Here is a 20,875-nt window from a genome sequence, read left to right as displayed (position 1 = left end):
TGCGCCCGTGCCCTGAACCTCAATGCGCGGCCTGCGCCAGTTGCACGGCGAGCCGGTTGTGACGCTCCACCAGCGGCTCCGGCTCCAGCGTGGCGAGCTGCCCTTCGCGCACCACCACGCGGCCGTTGACCACCGTGAAGGCCGCCTGCGGGCTGGCGCACAGCAGCAGGCTGGCCACCGGGTCGTGCACCGCGCCGCCGGCGAATCCCAGCGTGCGCAGGTCGAACATCGCCAGGTCGGCGCACATGCCCGGCGCGAGGTGGCCGATGTCGGCGCGGCCCAGCACCTGGGCGCCGCCGCGGGTCGCAATCTCAAGTGCATTGCGCGCCGTCATCTCCGAGGGGCCATGGTCGCAGCCGAAGGGCTCCAGCGCGCGGCCCACGCGGGCCAGCAGCATTGCCTGCCGCGCCTCGTTCACCATGTGGGCGCCGTCGTTGCTGGCGCTGCCGTCCACGCCCAGGCCCACCGGCACGCCCGCGTCGAGCATGCGGCGCACCGGCGCGATGCCCGAGGCCAGGCGCATGTTGCTGCAGGGGCAGTGCGCCACGCCGGTGCGCGTCTTCGCGAACAGGGCGATGCCGGCCTCGTCCAGCTTCACGCAGTGCGCATGCCACACGTCGTGGCCCAGCCAGCCCAGGTCCTGCGCGTACTCGGCCGGGGTGCAGTTGAACTTCTCGCGGCTGTAGGCGATGTCGTGGTCGTTCTCGGCCAGGTGCGTGTGCAGCCGCACGCCGAAGGCGCGCGCCATGGTGGCCGATTCGCGCATCAGGTCGCGGCTGACCGAGAAGGGAGAGCAGGGCGCCACCGCCACGTTCACCATCGCGCCGTGCGACTTGTCGTGCCAGGTCTCGATGAGGCGCTGCGTGTCCTTCAGGATCGCGTCCTCGCGCTCCACCACGCGGTCGGGCGGCAGGCCGCCTTGGGAGGCACCCACGCTCATGCTGCCGCGGGTGGCCACGAAGCGCATGCCGATCTCGTGCGCCGCCTCGATGCTGTCGTCCAGCCGCACGCCGTTGGGGTAGATGTAGAGGTGGTCGCTGCTGGTGGTGCAGCCCGACAGCAGCAGCTCGGCCATGGCCAGCTGCGTGGACACCTGCACCATCTCGGGCGTGAGCCCGGCCCAGATCGGGTACAGGCCGCGCAGCCACGAGAACAGCTCGGCATCCTGCACGCCGGGAATGGCGCGGGTGAGCGACTGGTACATGTGGTGGTGCGTGTTGACCAGCCCCGGCACCACCAGGTGGCCGCGCGCGTCGATCACCTCGTCGGCCTCGCGCGGCAGCGCGTCGGCGGGGCCGATGGCCTCGACCACATGGTCACGGATCAGAATGGAGGCATCGCGCAGTTCGCTGCGTCGATCGTCGAAGGTGGCGACGCATTGGGCGTCGCGAATCAGGAGCGTTGCCATAGCGCAGACAATCCGGGAAGTACGTTGGAGATTGAAGAGCAATGATCGCATCGAATCCAGCCGCAGGCCCCGTGCCCGACGCACGGCAAGCCCCGCGCCAATTCCTCGAGCACCTCTACCGCGTGGCGGTGGACCGTGCCTTGCCGCTGTCTAGCATGGGCGCGAAGCTGCCCAAGCCGCCCAACGGCCGCACGCTGGTGCTGGGCGCGGGCAAGGCCGGCGCCTCGATGGCCCAGGCGCTCGAAGCCCTTTGGCCGGCCGACGCACCGCTGTCGGGCCTGGTGGTCACGCGCTACGGCCACATCCCGCCGCGGCCCGAGGGCCTGGCGCAGCGCATCGAGATCGTCGAGGCCTCGCATCCCGTGCCCGACGCGGCCGGCATGCAGGCGGCCGAGCGCATCCTCGCGCTCACGCAGGGGCTCACGGCCGATGACCTGGTGCTGTGCCTGATCTCCGGCGGCGGCTCCTCGCTGCTGGTGCTGCCGGCCGAGGGCCTCACGCTGGAAGACAAGCAGCGCATCAACAAGGACCTGCTGGACAGCGGCGCCAACATCGGCGAGATGAACTGCGTGCGCAAGCACCTGTCGCGCATCAAGGGTGGCCGCCTGGCCGCCGCCTGCGGGCCGGCGCGGGTGGTCACGCTGACCATCAGCGACGTGCCGGGCGACGACCCGGCCATCATCGCCAGCGGCCCCACGGTGCCGGACGACACCACCTGCGCCGATGCGCTGGGCATCCTGGACCGCTACCGCATCCAGATCCCCGACGCGGTGCGCGCGGCGCTCAAGAGCGGCGCGCTGGAAACGCCCGACCCGAAGGACCCGGTGTTCAAGGGCCACGAGGTGCACCTGATCGCCACGCCCCAGCAATCGCTGGAATCAGCCGCCGCCGCAGCACGTGCCGCCGGCATCGAGGCGCACATCCTCAGCGACGAGATCGAGGGCGAGTCGCGCGAGGTCGGCAAGGTGCACGCCGCGCTGGCGCGAGCCGTCGCACATCGCGGCGCTCCCTTTGCGAAGCCCTGCGTGATCCTTTCGGGCGGCGAGACCACGGTCACCATCCGTCCACGCCAGCCCGGCCAGGCCAAGGGCCGCGGCGGGCGGGCCGGCGAGTTCTGCCTGGGCCTGGCCGGTGCGCTGATGGCGCAGCAGGCGGTGTGGGCACTGGCGGCCGACACGGACGGCATCGACGGCGTGGAGGACAACGCCGGCGCCTTCGTCACGCCCGACACGCTGTCGCGCGCCGAGGCGGCCGGTAAGAAGCTGTCGGACCACCTGGACCGCAACGACGCCTACGGCTACTTCGATGCCATCGGCGACCTGCTGGTGACCGGGCCCACGCACACCAACGTGAACGACTTCCGCGCGATCCTGGTCCTGTAGCGCGGCTCGGGCGGGCCAGGCCTCATCTCGTGCTCGGCTACCTCGGCCTGCTCCAGGTGCGGGACGTCCCGCGTACCTGCGGATTCAAAGCTGTCACCTGCGCCGCACCTGCCCCGCGGGTGGCGGCGCTACCATCGACCGCAATGATTCCATCGCCCGCTACCCCGCCGCCATCGTCGCCGGCCGCCCCGGTGCGCCCCATCCGCCAGGCCGCCACCCTCATCGTGCTGCGCGACGGCGCGCAGGGCCTGGAGACCCTGATGCTGCGCCGCATCGAGAAGGCCAACGACCAGAACAGCGGCGCGAGCGTGTTCCCCGGCGGACTGCTCGATGCGCACGACCGCCATCTGCATGCCTGCTGCGCCGGCGTGGACGACCGGGCCGCGAGCACGCGGCTGTCGATTGCGCAGGGCGGGCTCGACTACTACGCCGCCTCGGTGCGCGAGTGCTTCGAGGAGGCCGGCATCCTGTTCGCGCACGACGCGCAGCAACGGCTGGTGGACCTCGACAGCCTGGGCGCCGAGCGCCTGGCGGCCTTGCGCGGTGCGGCCGCTGCCGGCACCGATGCGCTGCTGGCCATGTGCGCCGACCAGGGCTGGCAGCTGGCCATGGACCGCCTGAACTACTTCGCGCACTGGCTCACGCCGCCTGGCATGCCGCGCCGCTTCGACACCCGCTTCTTCATCGCGGCCCTGCCGCCCGGCCAGAACGTGCAGATCGACCAGGTGGAGATCGCCGAGCACGCCTGGCTGCGGCCGCAGGACGCCATCGACCCCGCGCGCCGGCTCAAGCTGATGAACGTGACCCGGCGCATCCTGGAGCAGCTGGCGACGTTCGGCAGCGTGCAGGAATGCATGGCCCATGCAGGCACACTGCGCGACATCCCGCTGACCATGCCCCGCGTGGCCGGCGGGCCGGGCGCACCGCGCCCGGTGAACATGGAAGAGCCCGCCTATGCCGAGTTGGGCTACGTGGACCCCGACGGCCGTGGCCACGGGCGCCACACGCTGGAGGGCGGCCAGGTGCTCGCGCTGTCGCCGCGCGTGGTGCGGGTCACCGCGTCAGAGGGCGAAGGGCCGGGCGCGCACAGCTACTTCGTCGGTTCCGGCAACGGTGATGGCCCCTGGGCGCTGATCGATCCGCAGCCCGCAGATGCCGCGCACTTCGAGGCGCTTCGAGCCGCGGCGCCGGGCCCGGTGCGCTGGGTGCTGTCCACACGGGGCGAGCTGGCCGACGCCGCGGCGCAGGCGTTGCGCCGGGCCTGGCCGGAAGCAGAGCACGTGCGCCTCGTGCCGGGTGACGAGCTGCGCTCCGGCGAACTGCACCTGCGGGTGCTGTCACCTGGGGGCGACGTGCAGGCGCGTGGCTTCCTGCTGCTGCCCGACGGCCTCTTCTTCACCGGCGAATCCCCGTGGAGCGCCGAAGAGATCCCTGGACAAGCAGCCTGGCTGGCACCGGCCCGCGGCTTCCTGCGCCCCGCGCGCTGACGCATGGACTCGGCCGGCCACGCCATCCGCAGTCTCTACGGTGCGCTGTGGCGTCATGCCGAAGGCACGCGCATTCAGCTGGTGGGCGCGCTGTCGCTGCTCACCTCGGCGCAGCTGCTGCGCCTGGCCATGCCCTGGCTGGCGGGGCAGGCCATCAATTCGCTGCAGGCCGGCGACTACCCTGGCGCAGCGCGCTGGATCGGCGCGCTGGCGGGCGTCTACCTCGCGTCATGGCTCATGCACGGCCCCGGCCGCATCCTGGAGCGCAACGTGGGCCTGCATGTGCGCGAGCAGCTGGCCGACCAGCTCTACACGCGGCTGGCCGATGCGCCCCTGGCCTGGCACGACGCGCACCACTCGGGCGAGCTGCAGCACCGCGTGCACCAGGCCAGCCGGGCGCTGGCGGATTTCGCGCAGAACCAGTTCGTCTACCTCAGCACCATCGTCAGCATCGTCGGCCCGCTGGTGGCGCTGACCCTGCTGTCGCGCGGCAGCGGCGCGCTGGCCATCGTCGGCTACGTGCTCATCGGCCTGGTGGTGCTGCGTTTCGACAAGGCGCTGATGAAGTACGCGCGGCAGGAGAACGATGCCGACCGGCGCTACGTGTCGGCGCTGCTCGACTTCCTGGCCAACACTTCCACCGTGATCGGCCTGCGCCTGGTCAGGCCCTCGCGCCGGCTGCTGGCGCGGCGCATGGCGGCCATCTCCGAGCCGCTCAAGCACACGGTGGTGCTCAACGAGGGCAAGTGGTTCGCGGTCGACATCCTGGGCATGGCGCTCACCTGGGGGCTGGTGGTGTTGTACGTGGTGCAGACGCGCGAGCCCGGGCAGGCGGTGATGCTGGGCTCGGTCTTCATGATCTACCAGTACGCGCAGCAGGCCGCAGGCGTGGTCAGTTCCATGGCCAACAACTTCCAGTCCTTCGCGCGCATGCACACAGACTTCGGAAGCGCCGCGCCCATCTGGGCCGCGCCGCCGCGCGTGGCCGACGTGCAGGCCGGCGAAACGCTCGATCCCGATGCGCAGTGGCAGGCCCTGCAGCTGGCCAAGCTCAACTGGCGCTACCTGCCGCGTGGGGCGGCCGCCGCAGCAGCCGTGGATGCGGGCGAGCGCGTGCCCAGCGGGCTGCACGACATCAGCCTCTCGCTGCGCCGCGGCGAGCGCATCGCGCTGGTCGGGCCCAGCGGCGGCGGCAAGAGCACGCTGCTGCGCGTGCTGGCCGGCCTGTACCAGCCGGGCAGCGGCACGCTGTCCTTCGACGGACAGCCGGCGCCCTGGTCCAGCCTGCGAAACATCGCCACGCTGATCCCGCAGGAAAGTGAGATCTTCGAGGCCAGCGTGCGCGAGAACCTCAGCTTCGGCGAGCCCTGCGACGACGAGCTGCTGCACGCGATGCTGCATGCCAGCACCTTCGACGAGGTGCTGGCCACCACCCATGGCAACCTGGAGACGCCGCTGTCCGAACGCGGCTTCAACCTCTCGGGCGGGCAGCGCCAGCGCCTGTGCCTGGCAAGAGGCATGCTGCTGGCGCGCGGCAGCTCGCTGCTGCTGCTGGACGAGCCCACCAGCGCGCTCGACGCCGCCACCGAGGCGCGCGTGCTGCAGCGCATGGCCGAGGCTTTCCCGGATGCCTGCATGATCGCCTCGGTGCACCGCCTGAGCCTGCTGGAGCGCTTCGACTCCGTGCTGCTGATGGATTCCGGTCGCATCGCCGACTACGGCCCCAGCGCCGAGGTGCTGGCGCGCCAGCCTTCCTTGCGCGGCGCCGTCGTCAATCGACCTTGAGCGAGCCCAGCCGCGCGACCACCAGGTCGTGCAGCGCCTGCGCAGCCGCCGAGAGGCCGCCCTCGCGGCGCTGCACCAGGTAGACGGTGCGGGTGAGCGCGGGCAGCGAGAGCGGCCGCGTCACCAGGCTCTCGCGCCGGAACTGGAACAGCGTGAGCGCCGGCACCACGCTGATGCCCAGGCCCGCATCCACCAGGCCGGTGACCGTGGCCAGGTGCTCCACTTCGAAGACCGTGTTCATGCGCAGCGGATGCAGCGCTGCGTCGAGCGCCTGCCGCACGCTGCTGTTGCGCGCCATCTGGATGAAGGGCCAGGGCGCCAGTTTCTTCGCGGTGATGCGCGACTCTTTCGCGAGCGGATGGTCGGCGCGGCACACCAGGTGGAATCGGTCGGAGCACAGGCGGCGGCTGCGCAGGTCGCCCTGCGCAGTGCTGCCCGCACCGGAGGCCGCGAGCGCGAAGTCGGCCTGGCCGCCACGCACCTGGGCGATGCAGTCGTCCGACAGCGCGTCGATGAGGTCGATGCGCACGCCCGGCCATTGCTGCATGTACTCGGCGAACACGCCCGGCAGCCAGCCGGCCGCCAGCGAGGGCAGGGCGGCCACGCGCACGCGGCCCTTGCGCAGCTCCACATGGTCGGCCAGATCCTGCAGGGCGCCGCTCATGTCTTCCATCAGGCGGCGCGCCGATTCCTCGAAGCGCCGGCCCTCGGGCGTGAGCAGCACGCGCCGGGTGTCGCGGTCGAACAGGCGCGCGCCCAGCGATTCCTCCAGGCCGCGGATCAGCGCGCTGAAGGCGGGCTGCGACAGGTGGCAGCCCTGCGCCGCACGCGTGAAATTGCGCTGTTCGGCCAGGGCGAGGAAGGCACGCAATTGCTTCGTCGAGAGATCGGGCAGCTTCATGCTTATCCGAAAGTTGGATGAGTCGATCTGAACTTTCGATTTTACGGATGACTGGCCGATCCCTAGAGTTCGAAGCATGCAAGGCACGAATCACGCTTTGGAACCACAGGCACCTCCGCTGCTGGTGGGCTGCGCCGCCGGTTTCTCCGGCGACCGCACCGACGCCGCCGGCCCGGTGGTCGACACCCTGGTGCGCCGGCTGCAATCGGGCCCGGCGGGCCAGAAGGCCTTCCTCATCTTCGAGACGCTGGCCGAGCGCACGCTGGCCCTGGCCCAGTTGCGTCGCCGCGCCGACGCGCAGGCCGGCTACGAACCGCTGCTGGACGAGATGCTGCGCCCGGTGCTGGCGCGCTGCCTGCAGCACGGCATCCGCATCGTCAGCAACTTCGGCGCCGCCAACCCGCGCGCCGCGGCGCGCCACATTGCCCGGATGGCCCGCGAACTGGGCGCAACGGCGCCGCGCATCGCGGTGGTGGAGGGCGACGACCTGGGCGCACCCGCACAGCAGGCTCTGCTGCGCGAGGTGCTGGGTGCGCAGATGGAAGGCCTGCGCATCGTCAGCGCCAATGCCTACATCGGCGCAGAAGCCATCGCCGCCGCGCTCGATGCGGGCGCGCAGGTCGTGGTGTGCGGGCGTGTGGCGGACCCGTCGCTCACCGTCGGCCCGGCGATGTCGCATTTCAGCTGGCGGTCGGACGACTGGGACCGGCTGGGCCGCGCCACCATGGCCGGCCATCTGCTCGAATGCGGGGCGCAGGTGTGCGGCGGCTACTTCGCCGACCCTGGCTTCAAGGACGTGCCGGGGCTGGCCTCGGTCGGCTTCCCGATCGCGGAGATCGATGCCGACGGCGGCTGCGTCATCGGCAAGGCCGAGCACACCGGCGGCCTGGTGAGCGAGGCCAGCGTCAAGGAGCAGTTGCTCTACGAAGTGCATGATCCCGCCGCCTACCTCACTCCCGACGTCGTGGCCGACCTCTCGAACGCCGCGGTGCAGGCCGTTGGCGCCGATCGGGTCCGGCTTTCCGGCATCGGCGGCCATGAACGGCCCACGCACTACAAGGTCAACGTCTGCCACGAAGGCGGCTGGCTGGCCGAGGGCGAGATCTCCTATGCCGGCCCGCGCGCCGAAGCCCGTGCGCGCCTGGCGGCCGAGGTGCTGCGCGAGCGCTTGCCACAGTTGAAGCTGCGTGTGGACCTGATCGGCACCTTGAGCATCCTGGGCGACGACGCGGGGCGCGCACTGGCGGCCACGCCGGATGCCGGAGGCCGCGATGTGCGCCTGCGCGTGGCCGCGACCCATGGGGACCGCGCCCAGGCCGAGCGCCTGCAGCGGGAGGTGATGGCGCTCTACACCTGCGGCCCGGCCGGCGGCGGCGGCGTGCGCAGCGCGCTCACGCCGCGGCTCAACACCGTGTCCTGCCTGCTGCCGCGCGAGGCGGTGCCGGTGCGCTTCGGATTCGTGGAGGGCACGGCATGAGCACCGCGCAAGCAAGCTCGCACCGCGGCGCGAAGCACGAAGGTACTTCCATGAGCGACTTCATCGACGTGCCCCTGTACCGCGCCGCGCATGGCCGCACCGGCGACAAGGGGGACCGTTCCAACATCAGCGTCATCGCCTGGCATCCGCAGCTCTATCCGCTGCTTGTCGACGAGATCGGCTGCGAGGCCGTGGCCGCGCAGTTCGCGCACCGCCGGCCCAGCCGGGTGCAGCGCTTCCTGCTGCCCGGCCTGCACGCCATGAACTTCGTGCTTGACGGCGTGCTGGACGGCGGCGTCAACGACGCGCTCAACCTGGACACGCATGGCAAGTCGCTGTCCTTCCTGCTGCTGGACATGCGCCTTCGCGTGCCCGGTGAACTCGTGCCGCTGCTCAAGGGCGGACACGACTGATCACCTCTCTTTCCTCACATCAACTCAGGAGACAAAAGAAATGAACCGTTTTCACGCTGCTGCGCTCGGAGCCGCGCTGCTGGCCGGCTTGCCCGTCATCGGCCAGGCGCAGGGCTTTCCGGAAAAACCCATCACCTTCGTGGTGCCCTTCGCCGCCGGCACGGCCACCGACCAGATCGCGCGTGCCCATCGGCGTGCAGATCACGGCCGCGACCAAGCAGGCGGTGGTCATCGACAACAAGGCCGGTGCCAGCGGCATGATCGCGGCCCAGCAGGTGGCCAAGGCGGCGCCCGACGGCTACACGGTGCTCATCACCACCAACACTACGCACGCGGCAAATGAGCACCTGTACAAGAAGCTCTCCTACGACCCGGTGAAGGACTTTTCGCCCATCACCGCGTTGGGCAAGGGCGGCCAGATCATGGTGGTGAACAACGCCTCCCCCGCCAAGAGCGTGGGCGAGTTCGTCGCGATGGCGAAGAAGGAGCCGGGCAAGCTGAGCTTCGGCAGCGGCAGTTCCTCCAGCCGCATGGCGGGCGAGTTGCTGCAGCAGATGGCCGGCATTCAGTTGCTGCACGTGCCCTACAAGAGCAACACCCTGGCCGTGACCGACCTGCTGGGCGGCCAGATCCAGATGATGATCACCGACACCGCCACCGGCCTGCCGCAGGTCAAGGCCGGCAAGCTGCGCGCGCTGGGCGTGTCCAGCGACAAGCGTTCGCCGCTGGCACCGGACGTGCCCACCATTTCCGAGGCCGGCGTGAAGGGCTACGAGATGGGCTACTGGTTCGCGGCCTATGCGCCCGCGAAGACGCCGCCGGCCGTGGTCAAGCGCCTGAACGAGTTGATGGTGCAGGCGGCACGCAGCCAGGAGGCTAAGACGTCCTTCTACGAACCCACCGGCACGGAAGTCTTCACCACCTCGCCGGAAGAGTTGGCGAAGTTCCAGGCCGGCGAATCGCAGAAGTGGGGTCGTATCGTGAAAACTGCAGGGATCGAGGCCGAATAAGGACGAGCACGACGAAAAGCCCTCCGCCAAGACGTCTTGGCCGGAGGGTTCTCGCGATGCCGGGGTACCACGAGGGCTTGGCCGGGACCGTGGCCTCAGTTTGCAGCAGTTGCGCGGGCCGCGGCGTGCGGATGACGCAGATACTTCATGCCAGCCGAGGCTGACACCGTGTCGGAGAAAGCACCCTTCAGGTCACCTTGACCACGACAGCAGCGATGCCTGAGCCGCCTGCCCGCGTGCGACCCCCGAGGGAGAATCTAGCCCCCTACAACCGACCAGCCGGCCTGCTGGTTCGTCCGGTCGTTCTCGTATTCCCACCGAGTGCCGCAAGCGTCGCAGCGGTAGCTGGTAACGGTGACCGTGTGGCCATCGCTGCGCTCGACCTTGCGGCTGGATGCCTGGACGAGTTCGGCATGTCCGGGTGCACGGCGCCAGTTGCGCTGGATGGCGGAACACGAAGCGCAAAGCACCATCTTGTTCAGCTTCTCTCGTCGGTTGAATGCGTTTGTCATACGGCTTCGGGTCGTCTACGGGTCGTCGAGCTGCCAATGCTAGCAATACGACGGATTGCTCTCGGCGAGAGGGTCGGGATTCCATCCCCGCAGAGCACTTGCCATTGTGGGCGAAGCTGGGCCCCGAGGTGCCCGAGAGCTGGCAGGCAAGGCCCGCGGGCCCTGTCTCACCATCCGGTGGTCGCAGAACGTCACCCTCCCGACGCAATCTCCCGCAACCACGCCTGGCACTGGTCGGCACCTTCCAACGGCCAGTCGACGCGGATGGTCTTGCCACCCTGTTGCACTTCGATGTGGATGAAGCGGCCGTTGCCGTCGGCGTGCCCGTTGGTGTTGCGCCCCCCGATCAGGCGCGACCACCAACTGCCGCCGTGGCCGTTGAGGACCGCTGCGGGTGCCGCCGCACGCATTGGAGTGGCGGAAGGCGAGGGCGCCAGAGTTCCCACCGCCGACACGGCAGGAGCTGCTGACGCTGCAGGTAGCGATGCCGACGCAGCGCGTTCCGATGCAGGCGTCGTGGCAGCCGCGGATGGAGGCGCGGCCTTTGCATGAGCCGCTCCCTGCGTGGCACCCGCAGCCACCGGCTTCACGGCCGCTGCCGGTCCAGCACTCGCCGCTCCAGCCGCCGGCCCGTCGATACGCGCCCGCAGGTTGTTGCCGAACTCCTCCCACATCCGGTCCGCCTTTGTCTTCATCACCGAGAGGCCGAATGTGCCCAGGCGCCCAAGAACATCGACGTTGACCTTGATGCGCAGTTCGGTGCCACCGTCGGCCAGCGGCGTGAGGAAGATCTCGCTCTGCTGCTTGAGCGAGCTGGCCACGGAGGCGTCCTCGCCCGTGCCCTCGGCACGCAGGTAATCGGGCGCGCGCTGCTCCACGATGTTGGTACGCAGCTTGAACTTGGCGCTCACGAAGGCGATCTTCACGTGCATCAGCGCGACGTATTCGGTGGGGCTGATGACGTCGATGGACTGCATGCCGGGCACGCAGCCGCCCATCACCTGCGGGTCCAGCAGCAGCTCCCACACGCGCTGCGGCGCGGCGGCGACGGTCAATGTCTTTTCAATTTCCATGATGTTCGGTCTCCCTCATTTTTTCTGCGGCTTCCAGAATTGATTCCACGATCTGCGTGTAGCCGGTGCAGCGGCACAGGTTGCCGTTCAGGCCGTGGCGCACTTCGTCGGCGTTGGGGCAGGGGTTGTGCTTCAGCATCGCGCACGAGGTCATGAGAAAGCCGGGCGTGCAGTAGCCGCACTGCAGGCCGCCGCACTTCATGAAGCTCTCCTGCAGCGGATGAAGCTGCTCGCCCTGGGCCAGTCCTTCGACGGTGCGCACTTCGCGGCCCTGCACCTGCACGGCCAGCATCAGGCAGGACTTGACGACCTCGCCATCCACCAGCACCGAGCAGGCGCCGCAGATGCCGGTCTCGCAGCCGCGCTTGGTGCCGGTGAGCGTCAGGTCGTCGCGCAGGAAGTCGGACAGAAGCCGGCGGGCCGGCACATGCTCCACGCTGCAGCCTTCGCCATTCACGCTGCATTCGATTCGGTGCGTGCTCATCGCGCAGTTCCTTCTTGCAAGGGGTCGTTAAGGCCGAACAGCTCGGCCACGGTGCGGCGTGCCACCACGCGCACCATCTCGCGCCGGAAGTCGGCATTGCCGCGGGTGTCGGACACAGGATCGATGTCGGTGGCCACGATGTCGGCCACCTCGTTCACGGTGTTCTCGTCCACGGTACGGCCTTCCATAAATGCCTCGGCGCGGCGCAGGCGAACCGGGATGGGCGTGGATCCGCCGACGGCGATGCGCGCCTCGCGGCACAGCAGGCCCTCGCGCCGCGCCACCAGTGCCACGCTGGCCAGCGGGCGGTGCTCGGCGGCCGTCCGCAGGAAGCGCGAGTACACGCCGCTGGTGTCGGCTACCGGGGCAGGCACGCGGATCTCGGTCACGATCTCGTCGCTCTCCAGCGCGGTGACGTAGTAGTCGACCAGGAATTCCTCGATGGACAGCACCCGCTCGCCGCGGCTGCTGCCCAGCACCACCTTCGCATCGAGCGCCATGAGGCAGCCCGGCGGATCGGTGGACGGGTCGGCATAGCAGAGGTTGCCGCCGATGGTGCCCTGGTTGCGCACCTGCGGGTTGGCCACGCGCGAGGCCATGCTGGCCAGCACCGGGTAGTGCTGGCGCACGATGGCCGAAGCGGCGACGTCGGCATGGCGCGAGAGGGCGCCGATGCGCAGGCCGTTCTTCTCGTCGAACTCGATGCCGCGCAACTGCGGCAGGCGGCCCAGCGAAACCAGGTGCGTGGGCGTGAGCATGCGCTGGCGCATGCCCAGCATCAGCGCGGTGCCGCCGGCGATGGCGCGGCAGTCGTCGCCCAGGTCGGCCAGCATGTGGCTGGCCTCGTGCACGGTCGTGGGTTCCAGGAAATCGAAATCACGCATGCACGTTCTCCTCGCGTTGAGCGGCCAGCGCTGCCAGCACCTTCTCGGGTGTGATGGGCAGCGTGGTGATGCGAACGCCCACCGCATCGAAGACCGCGTTGGCGATGGCCGGCGCGCCGGGCAGGATGGCCGTCTCGCTCGCACCCTTGGCGCCGTAGGGGCCGTTGGGATCGTTCGATTCGACAAAACCGCCGCGCAGCATCGGCACGGCGTCGGCGGTGGCCATGGTGTAGTCGGCGAAGTTGCCGTTCATCAGGCGTCCACCCTCCAGCTGCAGCTGCTCGTACAGCGCCCAGCCGAAGGCCTGCACCGTGGCGCCGTTGGTCTGGCCGTGGATGGCCGTGGGGTTCAGCGCCTTGCCGCAGTCGTCCGAGACGAAGCTGTCGAGCACCGTGACCTTGCCGGTCTCCGTGTCCACCTCGACCTCCACCGCCTGCGCGGCGAAGGAATAGGCCGGTGCGATGTTGCCGTACACCTTGTCGTCGTGCATCACCGTCTTGGCGTCCCAGGTGCCGCTGACCTGGATGCCTTCGCCGCCGTACGTCCACACGTGCAGCTTCGCCAGCTCGGCGATGGTGGCGCGGCGCTCCGGTGCGATCACGAAGCCGCCTTCCAGCTTCAGGCTGTCCGTGGGCACACTCCACTGCCTGGCGGCCAGGGCGAAGAGCTTGTCGCGCACCATGCCCGCCGCCACGATGGCCGCGTTGCCTGCGGCGATGGTCACGCGCGAGGCCAGCGAGCCGATGGCGATGGGCGAGGTGTCGGTGTCCGGCGCCTGCACGTAGACGTGCGAGATCGGCAGGTCGAGCTCGTGCGAGACGATCTGGCTGAGCATGGTCATCGCGCCCTGGCCCATGTCGCATTCGCCCGAGAGGATGAACAGGCGCCCGTCCTCGTTGACCTTGATGACGACGGTGGAGCCGTCCCAGTTGCCGATCGTGCGGTTGCCGCTCACGTGCATGGCCGCGGCCATGCCCACGCCGCGCCGCTTCGGCCCGGGGGCCTTGGGCGCGCCGCGCTTGTCCTTCCAGCCGATCGCCTGCGCGGCCTGGGCGATGCATTCCACGAGGCCGGTGCTGCCGATCTGCCAGCCGTGGATGGATACCTCGCCCTGGCCGATGGCGTTGCGCTGGTGGATGTCCACCGGGTCCAGGCCCAGCATGCGCGCCATCGTGTCGATGTGGCTGTTCAGCGCGAACTGCATCTGCGTGCCGCCGAAGCCGCGGAAGGCACCGTGCGGCGGGTTGTTGGTGTAGACCAGCGTGGCATGCGAGCGCACGTTGGGGTTGCGGTGCATGTTGTCGCTGCGCATGGCGCTGACGTGCATCACCTCGGCCGAGAGGCCGCTGTAGGCGCCGCATTCGGCGACGATGCGCACGTCCTTGGCGACGATGGTGCCGTCGGCGCTCATGCCCAGCTTGAGCGTGACGCGCTCGGGCACGCTCGAGCAGCAGGCCAGGAAGTCTTCCAGCCGGTTGTTGACCACGCGCACCGGCTTGCCGGTCTTCACCGCCAGCAGGCCGGCGATGAGGTTGTTGGCGTCTTCCACCATCTTGCCGCCGAAGCCGCCGCCGGTGGTGGCCTGGATCACGCGGATGCTGGAGATGGGGCGTTCCAGCGCCGCCGCCAGGCGCAGGCGAGCCTGCGTGACGGACTGGGTGGAGGTCCACACCACCAGCCGGCCGTCGGGGTCGATGCTGGCCACGGTGCCCATCGGCTCCAGGTAGCCGGGGTACTGCGCATGGCAGTCGTAGGTGGCCTCGTGGATCAGGTGCGCGGAAGCGAAGCCGGCGTCGATGTCGCCGCGGGTGAACCTGATCTCGTGCGAGACGTTGTTGCGCCCCGGATGGATGCCGGGCGCTTCCTCGTCCAGCGCCTCGTCGGTCGTGAGGATGGCGGGCAGCTCCTCGTATTCGACGCGGATCAGGTCCAGCGCGTCGCGAGCGATGTCCTCGCTGACGGCTGCGACCGCAGCCACTTCCTCGCCGGCGAAGCGCACAACGCCTTCAGCCAGGATGCGGCGCTCCTTGTGATGCACGCCCCACATGGCGCGCGGCGCCTCGGCGCCGGTGAGCACGGCCTTCACGCCCGGCAGGGCGAGGGCGGCCGAGGCGTCGATGGAGACGATGCGTGCGCTCGGGTAGGGGCTGCGCAGCACCTTGCCATGCAGCATGCCGGCGAGTTTGATGTCACCGGCATAAAGGGCGCGGCCCAGCACCTTCGCGCGGGCCGTGACCTGGGGCGTGTCGGCCCCCAGGGTCGATGCGCCCTTCCGTTCTTCCTCGGAGGGTGGCGACTGCATGGCGCTTATTCCGCGACGATGCCCAGATCCTGGATCACCTTGCCCATGACCACGTAGTCGCTCGCATTGATCTTGCCCAGCACCTCGGGCGCGCCGCCGGCGGGCAGGGCGCCGAAGATGGCCAGCTTCTCGACCACCTCAGGCTGCTTCACGATCTCGTTGAGGTGCGCGTTGAGCATCTTCACCACCGGGGCGGGCGTGCCCTTGGGCGCGAAGAAGCCGTTCCACGAACCGACCACCACGTCCTTGTAGCCCAGTTCCCTGAGCGTGGGCACCTCGGGCGCCAGCCTGGAGCGCTGCGCGTCGCCGATGGCCAGCGGCACCAGCTTGCCGGCCTGCAGGTACTGGCGCACCGCGCCGAAGGTGACCCAGGCGGTGTTCACATGGCCGGCCACCACGTCGGTGACCGAGGGGCCCACGCCGCGGTAGGGCACGTGGGTGATCTTCACGCCGGCGGCCTGGTTCAGCCACTCGCCCAGGATGTGCATCGGCGAGCCCGCGCCGGGGCTGGCGTAGGTGACCGGCTTGCCGGCCTTGGCCATGGCGATCAGTTCGGGCAGGGTCTTCACGCCCAGGCCCGGGTTGGCCACCAGCACCAGCGGCTGTGTGGCGGTGTTGATGATGGGCTCGAAGCCGTGCAGCACGTCGTAGCTGGCGCTGGGCGAGAGCTTCATCACCAGAGGGGCTGTCGTGAAGGGGTTGGGCGTGAACAGCAGCGTGTAGCCGTCGTTGGCCGCGCGGCCAACGTAGTTGTTGCCCAGTGCGCCGCCGGCGCCCGGCTTGTTGTCGATGATCACCGGCTGCTTCAGGCGGGCCGAGAGCTTGTCGGCGAACAGGCGCGCGATGGCGTCGGTGTCGCCGCCCGGCGGGTACGAGACCACTACCGTGATGGGCTTGCTCGGGTACTCGCCCTGGGCGAGGGCCGGGGTGGCGACAAATGCGCTGGCGGCCAGGGCGGTGGCGAGGCTGAGGACGTGGCGGCGGGTCGAGAGGGTCAAGTCGGACTCCTGGAGTCGAAGGGTGGGGCGGCTTTGCTTGATGCGTTTTATTAGTGAAACAAAGATTCACTAATGAATAAAGATTCTGAGGCTTGAATTGATGCATCAACTTGCTGCAACTACCTATTGACACAGATAATTTTCGAATTCGCAGCAAGCCTGAAATCGCAGTGCACCGGCATGGAACAATGCGTGCCCCATGAGCGAGCAAAGCCCCCCTTCTTCCCGCCCCCAGAACACCGCCACCCCCTGGCACGACCTGGATGAAGCCGGCACCGGCCTCACGGTCGATGCCTTCATCACGACCATGATGAGCCAGGTGGGCAACGCCCTTCGCCGCACGATCACGCTGCCTTACGCCGACCAGTTCGGCCTGTCGGTGTCGGAGTGGCGGCTGCTGTCGCTGGTGGCGCATGCGCAGCGCGTGGCCTTCAGCGACCTGGTGCTGCAGTCGACTTCCGACAAGGCGCTGGTGAGCCGCACGCTCAAGCTGCTGGAGGGGCGCGGCCTGGTGGCGCTGGAGGCCGAGGGCAACACGCCGCGCAAGAAGATCTACTGCGTGATCACCGACAGCGGCCGGGAACTGCACGCGCAGGCCATCCCGATCGCCCGCGCGCGCCAGGCCGCGGCGATCCGCGTTTTGCCGGTGGAGGAGCGTGACGCGATGTACCGCGCGCTGCTGAAGTTGCGGGCCTACTGCAGCGAGATGGAGGCTGAGGGCCGCCACGGGAACGGACGGGTCGATCCACTGGGGCTGGACATCTAGCGGACCAGCGCCGGCCGGCTTCGGCGCGGCTTCACGGCTTGATCGTCGAACGATCGGGCGGCGATCGTGGGCAGGCGATCGCCGATGCCCATGATGGATGGCCATTCGACTTAGCCGGAGGTTTGGCTCACAGTCATGGCGAGCGCCGCCACAATTTCGAACTGGGGTGTACCTGCGGGTCCCTCGGCGTCCGGCGGCGTCGGAGGCGGGTTGAACAATCCATCGGTGAACACGCGCGTTGCGTTGGCCGACTCGGCCGGGCGAACGTCCGGCGGCGAGGGCGTGATCGCGTTCGATGGGTTTCGTTTCGATCCGGCCCGCCAGGAACTGGTCGACAAGGAGGGCATCAGGGTCGCGCTGACGCCCAAGTCCCTGGCGCTGCTGCAGTACATGCTCGCCCATGCGGGGCGGGTGCTGCTCAAGGAAGAGCTGATGCGGGCGCTCTGGGGAACAGTGGTCGTCACCGACGACTCGCTGGTCCAATGCGTCAAGGACCTGCGCATCGCCCTGGACGACAAGGGCCAGCAGCGCATCAAGACCCTGCCGCGCCGCGGCTACATGTTCGACGTGGACGTCAGGTCCATGCAGCCTCAGCCGGTTGCCGTGCAGCAGGGTCCGCCTGCGGCAAGGCCGTCGTGGCGCCAGTGGCTCCTGGCATGCGGCGCCCTGGCGCTGGCGGCACTGCTCGGCGCCGCCGCGGTGTGGCAGCGCCAGGGCGACACACGCATCAGCATCGACGACGAGATCCGCAACCGCCGTTCGGTGGCCGTGCTGGCCTTCACCGACAAACAGGGTTCGGCGCAGGGTTCGACGCTCGGCGATGACCTCGCGGACATCGTCGGCAGTCAACTCGTGCGCGCCGGTGTCCGGGTGATCGGCCGCGCGGCGACGGTCCGGCAGGACCCGGCCGAGCCGCAGTTCGAGCGCATCGGTCGGGAGCAGGGCGTGCGCTACGTCCTCGGCGGCCGGGTGATGAGGGCGGACGGCAGGATCACGGTCGATACCTACCTCACAGAGATTGCCTCCGGCGCGGTCTACCGCCTGCACGAGGCGGAATTCAGGTCCGCCGACGAGGCGCCCCGTCCCGCTTATGGGCGGGAGGTGCTCGTGGCGCTGCAGGCGCGCTATTACGAGATCGAGGTCGAGAGGGCGCGCTCCTCGGGGCGCGAGAACAATCCTGTGGACCGCATCGCCCTGGCCTGGCGCGACCTGGATCGTGGCAGCTCCAGGGCGGACCTGGAGAGCGCCCGCCGCCACTTCGAGGCTGCGGTGCAGGCGGATCCCTACTCGGTGGAGGCCATGCTCGGTCTGGGGATGAGTCACCTGAGCGAGTTCTACGCCTTCTACAGCCGGACCCCGGAGCGAACGCTCGAGCACGCGGAGCAGGTTCTCAGGCGTGCCATGGAGCTTGCGCCCGACAACGCCCGGGTCATGGCGGCCTGGGCAGAGGTGCTGCTGTTGCGCGAGCGGCCCGAAGAGGCTCTCTGGGTCTGGCAGCGCGCGCTGGAAGTCTCGCCGGAGAGTCCCGTCATCCACCTCCGGATGGCCGGGGCGCTGATCCGCCAGGGCCGCTACGAGGACGCACAGGATCACCTGCAGAAGGTGACCGACCTGCGGCCCTTCCAGACTCGGCGCCAGCAGAGCCTGAACCAGATCCTGGCCGACGCCGCCTTCGCTCAGGGTCGGGACGACGAGGCCTACAGCATCCTCAAGCACTGGGCCGCCGAGTTCCCGGGCAGCGCCCGGCCATACCTCATGCTGGCCGCCCTCGACGCCCTGTACTGGCGCGACGCAGCCGCCGCCGACCACATGGCGAAGTATCGCGAGGCACATCCGCTGGGAAGCATCGACTACGTCATCCGGACCTATCCGTCCGCCAATCCGCAATTCCTGGCACAGCGCAGCCGATTGCTGGAGGGGCTCAGGAAGGCAGGCCTGCCAGACGGAGGCAAATGACCGACATGGCCCGAAGCTCCAATCACCTGGTCGCGCGCTTCGTCGCGGCGCTTCTGCTCGCGCTTGCTCCCCTGGGGGCCGGTGCGCAGTTTGGAATTCAAAGCAATCCCTTGTCGTACTTCGTGCCGGACGACATCAACATGCCGCCGAAGGGAGACAAGCTGCTGACGCTCATGTCGCCGCAGCCCGGGGCGCTGGTCGTGCCGGTCCCGGCGGTCTACTTCCGTCCGATCGGCGCGCCGCGTGGTGCGGTCGTGATCGTGAATGCCCCGACCGGGTGGACCAATGCCCGCGAAGGTCACTTCGGACGCGCGCTGAGTTCGGCCGGCTACGCCGTGATCGCGATCGACAGCAATGGGCCACGTGGCGTCAACAGCACCCTGATCGACAACACCAGGCTGAGCTTCTACGCGCAGCTGCGCGATGCCTTCGCGGCCCGCAGCTATCTGGTCGCCCAGGGGCACGTGGCCGACCGGATCGCCATCATGGGGTCGGGCCGCGGCGGCACGATCGCGCTGATGGCGGCCGACCGCACCTTCCTGCAGGACGAGACACAGCGCTTCACGCTGGCGGTTGCGCTTACGCCCGCCTGCATGTTCCATCCTCGATCGCCGAAGCCGGGCTCGGATGTGTTCCTTGTCGCCGGCGACAAGGACGATATTGCGGGCGCCAGGGCCTGCCCGGACCTGGTCCGCGACTACGCCGCCGCCGGCGGCTCGGCCAAGATGAGGATCTACCCGGGCGTCTCCAGCGGCTTCGACGGCAATCCGGTCATGACGCGGCGCGTGCGGGACTCGTTCACCGAGACCTTCGTGGAGTGCCGGATCCCGGTCGAGCCGGACGGCCGTTTCGTCGTCGGCGGACGTTCGTTCCCGGATGCGGAATCCGCAGGGCTCATTGCCGAGATGCGAAAGACATGCATGGGCAAGGGCGCCTCGACCTGGACCAACCTGACGCAGAAGGCCAGCGTCACCCTGGAGGTGATCGACTTTCTGGACAGTAGCTTCCGCAAGTAGTCGCTGCCTCGGAAGCGTCGCCGAAAAGTCGGAGCGCATCGGCCAAGTCTCGTTGCACGCTCGGCCAGACGTCGTGGAGAAATGCGCTTGGGCAGATAACTTTGGTGGGCCGGCAAGCTGGCGCGTCGCCAGTCCCGGCAAGACGACCCACGAAAGGATCAGCCGTGAAGACCCATCATCTTCCTTCCTGTCTGGCTGTTGTGCTGGTGGCGCTGTCCACGAGTGGCTCGCACGCGCAGACTGCGGCCCCCGCAGGACGCAGCGTCGAGGCAGTGCGTGCCGAGGCCATCGCGGCGGCGCACGACCCCGACCAGAACGGTGCGGCCGGAACTCGCGGCTTCGGCGAGTTCAAGGGCACGGCCGATCCTGCTCAAATGGCTGCCCAGGCCCGTGCGGCCGCCAGTGCGCCTGATCAGAACGGCGCGGCGGGCACGCGCGGGTTCGGTGAATTCAAGGGCACGGCCGATCCGGCGAAGGTGGCCTCCGAAGCCCGGGAGGCGGCCAGCGCGCCGGACCAGAACGTGGCGAGCGAGTCGAAGGTCAACAGCCGGGTCGTCCCGACCACGCAGAAGCGCGAGTCGATGGCGGCGCGGCCCTGACCGGCCGCGCATCGCCCGCGAGCCTGCCGTGTCTTCGGGAGGGAGGCCGCAATGCTGCGCATACCGTTTCTGACGCTGCTCGTCTCGGCCTTGCTGGCACCTTTGCGGGTGCAGGGACAGGGCCGTGTCTTCCTGAGCAAGCCCGAGGTGGAACTCGCCATCGTCGGCCGGCCGCTGTTGTCCAGGAACCTGGGCAGCGGCCTCGTTTCGCGCTGGATCTTCAACCCCGATGGCACTGTCGAAGCCTTCAGGCCCGGTAGCGCAGGGCTGGTGGCCGGCACCTGGCGCCTGCATGACGACGGCCGGATGTGCGTCTCGATGCTGGGGTGTTGATTTCCATCTAGAAGTGACCCACTAACCCCGGCGATTTCCATCTAAATCTGACCCACGTAAGAACCCTAACCTGCTGCTTTTAGTGGCAG

The 20,875-nt window shown here is 69.1% G+C and carries 18 protein-coding genes and 1 pseudogene; 11 read left to right on the top strand and 8 right to left on the bottom strand.

The window, feature by feature from the left end; genetic code table 11:
* Positions 1-19: 19 nt before the first annotated feature.
* Positions 20-1,408, bottom strand: coding sequence for an 8-oxoguanine deaminase (locus BM345_RS26055; protein WP_093385724.1), 1,389 nt, complete (start codon positions 1,406-1,408; stop codon positions 20-22).
* A 41-nt stretch (positions 1,409-1,449) separates the two neighbouring features.
* Between BM345_RS26055 and BM345_RS26050 the strand changes: the two genes are divergently transcribed.
* The 3 genes from BM345_RS26050 (at position 1,450) to BM345_RS26040 (ending at position 6,062) form a co-directional block, all read left to right on the top strand.
* On the top strand, positions 1,450-2,790 hold the full coding sequence (locus BM345_RS26050) for a glycerate kinase type-2 family protein (protein WP_093385721.1): 1,341 nt from the start codon (positions 1,450-1,452) through the stop codon (positions 2,788-2,790).
* A gap of 143 nt (positions 2,791-2,933) precedes the next feature.
* Entirely contained in the window at positions 2,934-4,277 is a 1,344-nt protein-coding gene (locus BM345_RS26045; protein WP_093385719.1) for an NUDIX hydrolase, read from the top strand.
* 3 nt (positions 4,278-4,280) lie between these two features.
* Positions 4,281-6,062, top strand: coding sequence for an ABC transporter ATP-binding protein (locus tag BM345_RS26040; protein WP_093385716.1), 1,782 nt, complete (start codon positions 4,281-4,283; stop codon positions 6,060-6,062).
* On the opposite strand, the gene BM345_RS26035 is transcribed toward BM345_RS26040, so the two are convergent.
* Positions 6,049-6,963, bottom strand: coding sequence for a LysR family transcriptional regulator (locus BM345_RS26035; RefSeq protein WP_093385714.1), 915 nt, complete (start codon positions 6,961-6,963; stop codon positions 6,049-6,051). The genes BM345_RS26040 and BM345_RS26035 overlap by 14 nt on opposite strands.
* Positions 6,964-7,039: 76 nt before the next feature.
* On the opposite strand from BM345_RS26035, the gene BM345_RS26030 reads away from it, so the two are divergent.
* The 3 genes and pseudogenes from BM345_RS26030 to BM345_RS26020 all read left to right on the top strand — a co-directional run bounded on the left by BM345_RS26030 (position 7,040) and on the right by BM345_RS26020 (position 9,863).
* On the top strand, positions 7,040-8,440 hold the full coding sequence (locus BM345_RS26030) for an acyclic terpene utilization AtuA family protein (RefSeq protein ID WP_093385711.1): 1,401 nt from the start codon (positions 7,040-7,042) through the stop codon (positions 8,438-8,440).
* Between the two features lie 50 nt (positions 8,441-8,490).
* Positions 8,491-8,853 (top strand): AtuA-related protein, encoded by a 363-nt coding sequence (locus BM345_RS26025; protein WP_093385892.1) that lies wholly within the window; start codon positions 8,491-8,493, stop codon positions 8,851-8,853.
* Between the two features lie 40 nt (positions 8,854-8,893).
* Positions 8,894-9,863, top strand: a pseudogene (locus BM345_RS26020) (Bug family tripartite tricarboxylate transporter substrate binding protein).
* A 257-nt stretch (positions 9,864-10,120) separates the two neighbouring features.
* Here the strand turns inward: BM345_RS26020 and BM345_RS26015 are convergent.
* The 6 genes from BM345_RS26015 to BM345_RS25990 form a co-directional block, all read right to left on the bottom strand.
* A complete protein-coding gene (locus BM345_RS26015) occupies positions 10,121-10,375 on the bottom strand; it encodes a hypothetical protein (RefSeq protein WP_093385707.1) in 255 nt (84 codons plus the stop codon).
* Positions 10,376-10,566: 191 nt separating this feature from the next.
* Positions 10,567-11,448, bottom strand: a complete 882-nt coding sequence (locus BM345_RS26010) for an SRPBCC family protein (protein WP_093385705.1) — start codon at positions 11,446-11,448, stop codon at positions 10,567-10,569.
* Positions 11,438-11,932 (bottom strand): (2Fe-2S)-binding protein, encoded by a 495-nt coding sequence (locus BM345_RS26005; protein WP_093385702.1) that lies wholly within the window; start codon positions 11,930-11,932, stop codon positions 11,438-11,440. The genes BM345_RS26010 and BM345_RS26005 overlap by 11 nt, the downstream gene beginning before the upstream one ends.
* Positions 11,929-12,816, bottom strand: a complete 888-nt coding sequence (locus tag BM345_RS26000; protein WP_093385700.1) for an FAD binding domain-containing protein — start codon at positions 12,814-12,816, stop codon at positions 11,929-11,931. Before BM345_RS26000 ends, BM345_RS26005 begins: the two co-directional genes overlap by 4 nt.
* Positions 12,809-15,118, bottom strand: a complete 2,310-nt coding sequence (locus tag BM345_RS25995) for a xanthine dehydrogenase family protein molybdopterin-binding subunit (protein WP_093385697.1) — start codon at positions 15,116-15,118, stop codon at positions 12,809-12,811. Before BM345_RS25995 ends, BM345_RS26000 begins: the two co-directional genes overlap by 8 nt.
* Positions 15,119-15,123: 5 nt before the next feature.
* On the bottom strand, positions 15,124-16,116 hold the full coding sequence (locus BM345_RS25990; protein WP_093385695.1) for a Bug family tripartite tricarboxylate transporter substrate binding protein: 993 nt from the start codon (positions 16,114-16,116) through the stop codon (positions 15,124-15,126).
* A gap of 199 nt (positions 16,117-16,315) precedes the next feature.
* Between BM345_RS25990 and BM345_RS25985 the strand changes: the two genes are divergently transcribed.
* From BM345_RS25985 to BM345_RS25965, 5 genes are all read left to right on the top strand, one after another.
* Entirely contained in the window at positions 16,316-16,882 is a 567-nt protein-coding gene (locus BM345_RS25985) for a MarR family winged helix-turn-helix transcriptional regulator (protein WP_093385692.1), read from the top strand.
* 210 nt (positions 16,883-17,092) lie between these two features.
* Positions 17,093-18,838, top strand: coding sequence for a tetratricopeptide repeat protein (locus BM345_RS25980; RefSeq protein WP_175545158.1), 1,746 nt, complete (start codon positions 17,093-17,095; stop codon positions 18,836-18,838).
* Positions 18,835-19,854 carry a dienelactone hydrolase family protein gene (locus tag BM345_RS25975; protein WP_093385687.1) on the top strand — a complete coding sequence of 340 codons (1,020 nt, stop codon included), beginning with the start codon at positions 18,835-18,837 and terminating at the stop codon, positions 19,852-19,854. Before BM345_RS25980 ends, BM345_RS25975 begins: the two co-directional genes overlap by 4 nt.
* A 164-nt stretch (positions 19,855-20,018) precedes the next feature.
* The gene (locus tag BM345_RS25970; protein WP_139237617.1) at positions 20,019-20,453 is read left to right on the top strand and encodes a hypothetical protein; all 435 of its coding nucleotides are present in this window, start codon (positions 20,019-20,021) and stop codon (positions 20,451-20,453) included.
* Between the two features lie 51 nt (positions 20,454-20,504).
* A complete protein-coding gene (locus tag BM345_RS25965) occupies positions 20,505-20,786 on the top strand; it encodes a hypothetical protein (protein ID WP_093385682.1) in 282 nt (93 codons plus the stop codon).
* Positions 20,787-20,875 lie beyond the last annotated feature (89 nt).

Origin of the sequence: Variovorax sp. OV329 (assembly GCF_900114785.1) — a bacterium.
In the GTDB taxonomy this organism is placed as follows: domain Bacteria; phylum Pseudomonadota; class Gammaproteobacteria; order Burkholderiales; family Burkholderiaceae_C; genus Variovorax.
Note: the sequence above shows the minus strand (reverse complement) of the source record. Positions and strands in the feature narration are given on the sequence as shown.

Coding starts and splice junctions, on each gene's coding strand:
- BM345_RS26055 (WP_093385724.1), bottom strand. CDS start 1,408: ATGGCAACGCTCCTGATTCGCGACGCCCAATGCGTCGCCACCTTCGAC.
- BM345_RS26050 (WP_093385721.1), top strand. CDS start 1,450: ATGATCGCATCGAATCCAGCCGCAGGCCCCGTGCCCGACGCACGGCAA.
- BM345_RS26045 (WP_093385719.1), top strand. CDS start 2,934: ATGATTCCATCGCCCGCTACCCCGCCGCCATCGTCGCCGGCCGCCCCG.
- BM345_RS26040 (WP_093385716.1), top strand. CDS start 4,281: ATGGACTCGGCCGGCCACGCCATCCGCAGTCTCTACGGTGCGCTGTGG.
- BM345_RS26035 (WP_093385714.1), bottom strand. CDS start 6,963: ATGAAGCTGCCCGATCTCTCGACGAAGCAATTGCGTGCCTTCCTCGCC.
- BM345_RS26030 (WP_093385711.1), top strand. CDS start 7,040: ATGCAAGGCACGAATCACGCTTTGGAACCACAGGCACCTCCGCTGCTG.
- BM345_RS26025 (WP_093385892.1), top strand. CDS start 8,491: ATGAGCGACTTCATCGACGTGCCCCTGTACCGCGCCGCGCATGGCCGC.
- BM345_RS26015 (WP_093385707.1), bottom strand. CDS start 10,375: ATGACAAACGCATTCAACCGACGAGAGAAGCTGAACAAGATGGTGCTT.
- BM345_RS26010 (WP_093385705.1), bottom strand. CDS start 11,448: ATGGAAATTGAAAAGACATTGACCGTCGCCGCCGCGCCGCAGCGCGTG.
- BM345_RS26005 (WP_093385702.1), bottom strand. CDS start 11,932: ATGAGCACGCACCGAATCGAATGCAGCGTGAATGGCGAAGGCTGCAGC.
- BM345_RS26000 (WP_093385700.1), bottom strand. CDS start 12,816: ATGCGTGATTTCGATTTCCTGGAACCCACGACCGTGCACGAGGCCAGC.
- BM345_RS25995 (WP_093385697.1), bottom strand. CDS start 15,118: ATGCAGTCGCCACCCTCCGAGGAAGAACGGAAGGGCGCATCGACCCTG.
- BM345_RS25985 (WP_093385692.1), top strand. CDS start 16,316: ATGAGCGAGCAAAGCCCCCCTTCTTCCCGCCCCCAGAACACCGCCACC.
- BM345_RS25975 (WP_093385687.1), top strand. CDS start 18,835: ATGACCGACATGGCCCGAAGCTCCAATCACCTGGTCGCGCGCTTCGTC.
- BM345_RS25965 (WP_093385682.1), top strand. CDS start 20,505: ATGCTGCGCATACCGTTTCTGACGCTGCTCGTCTCGGCCTTGCTGGCA.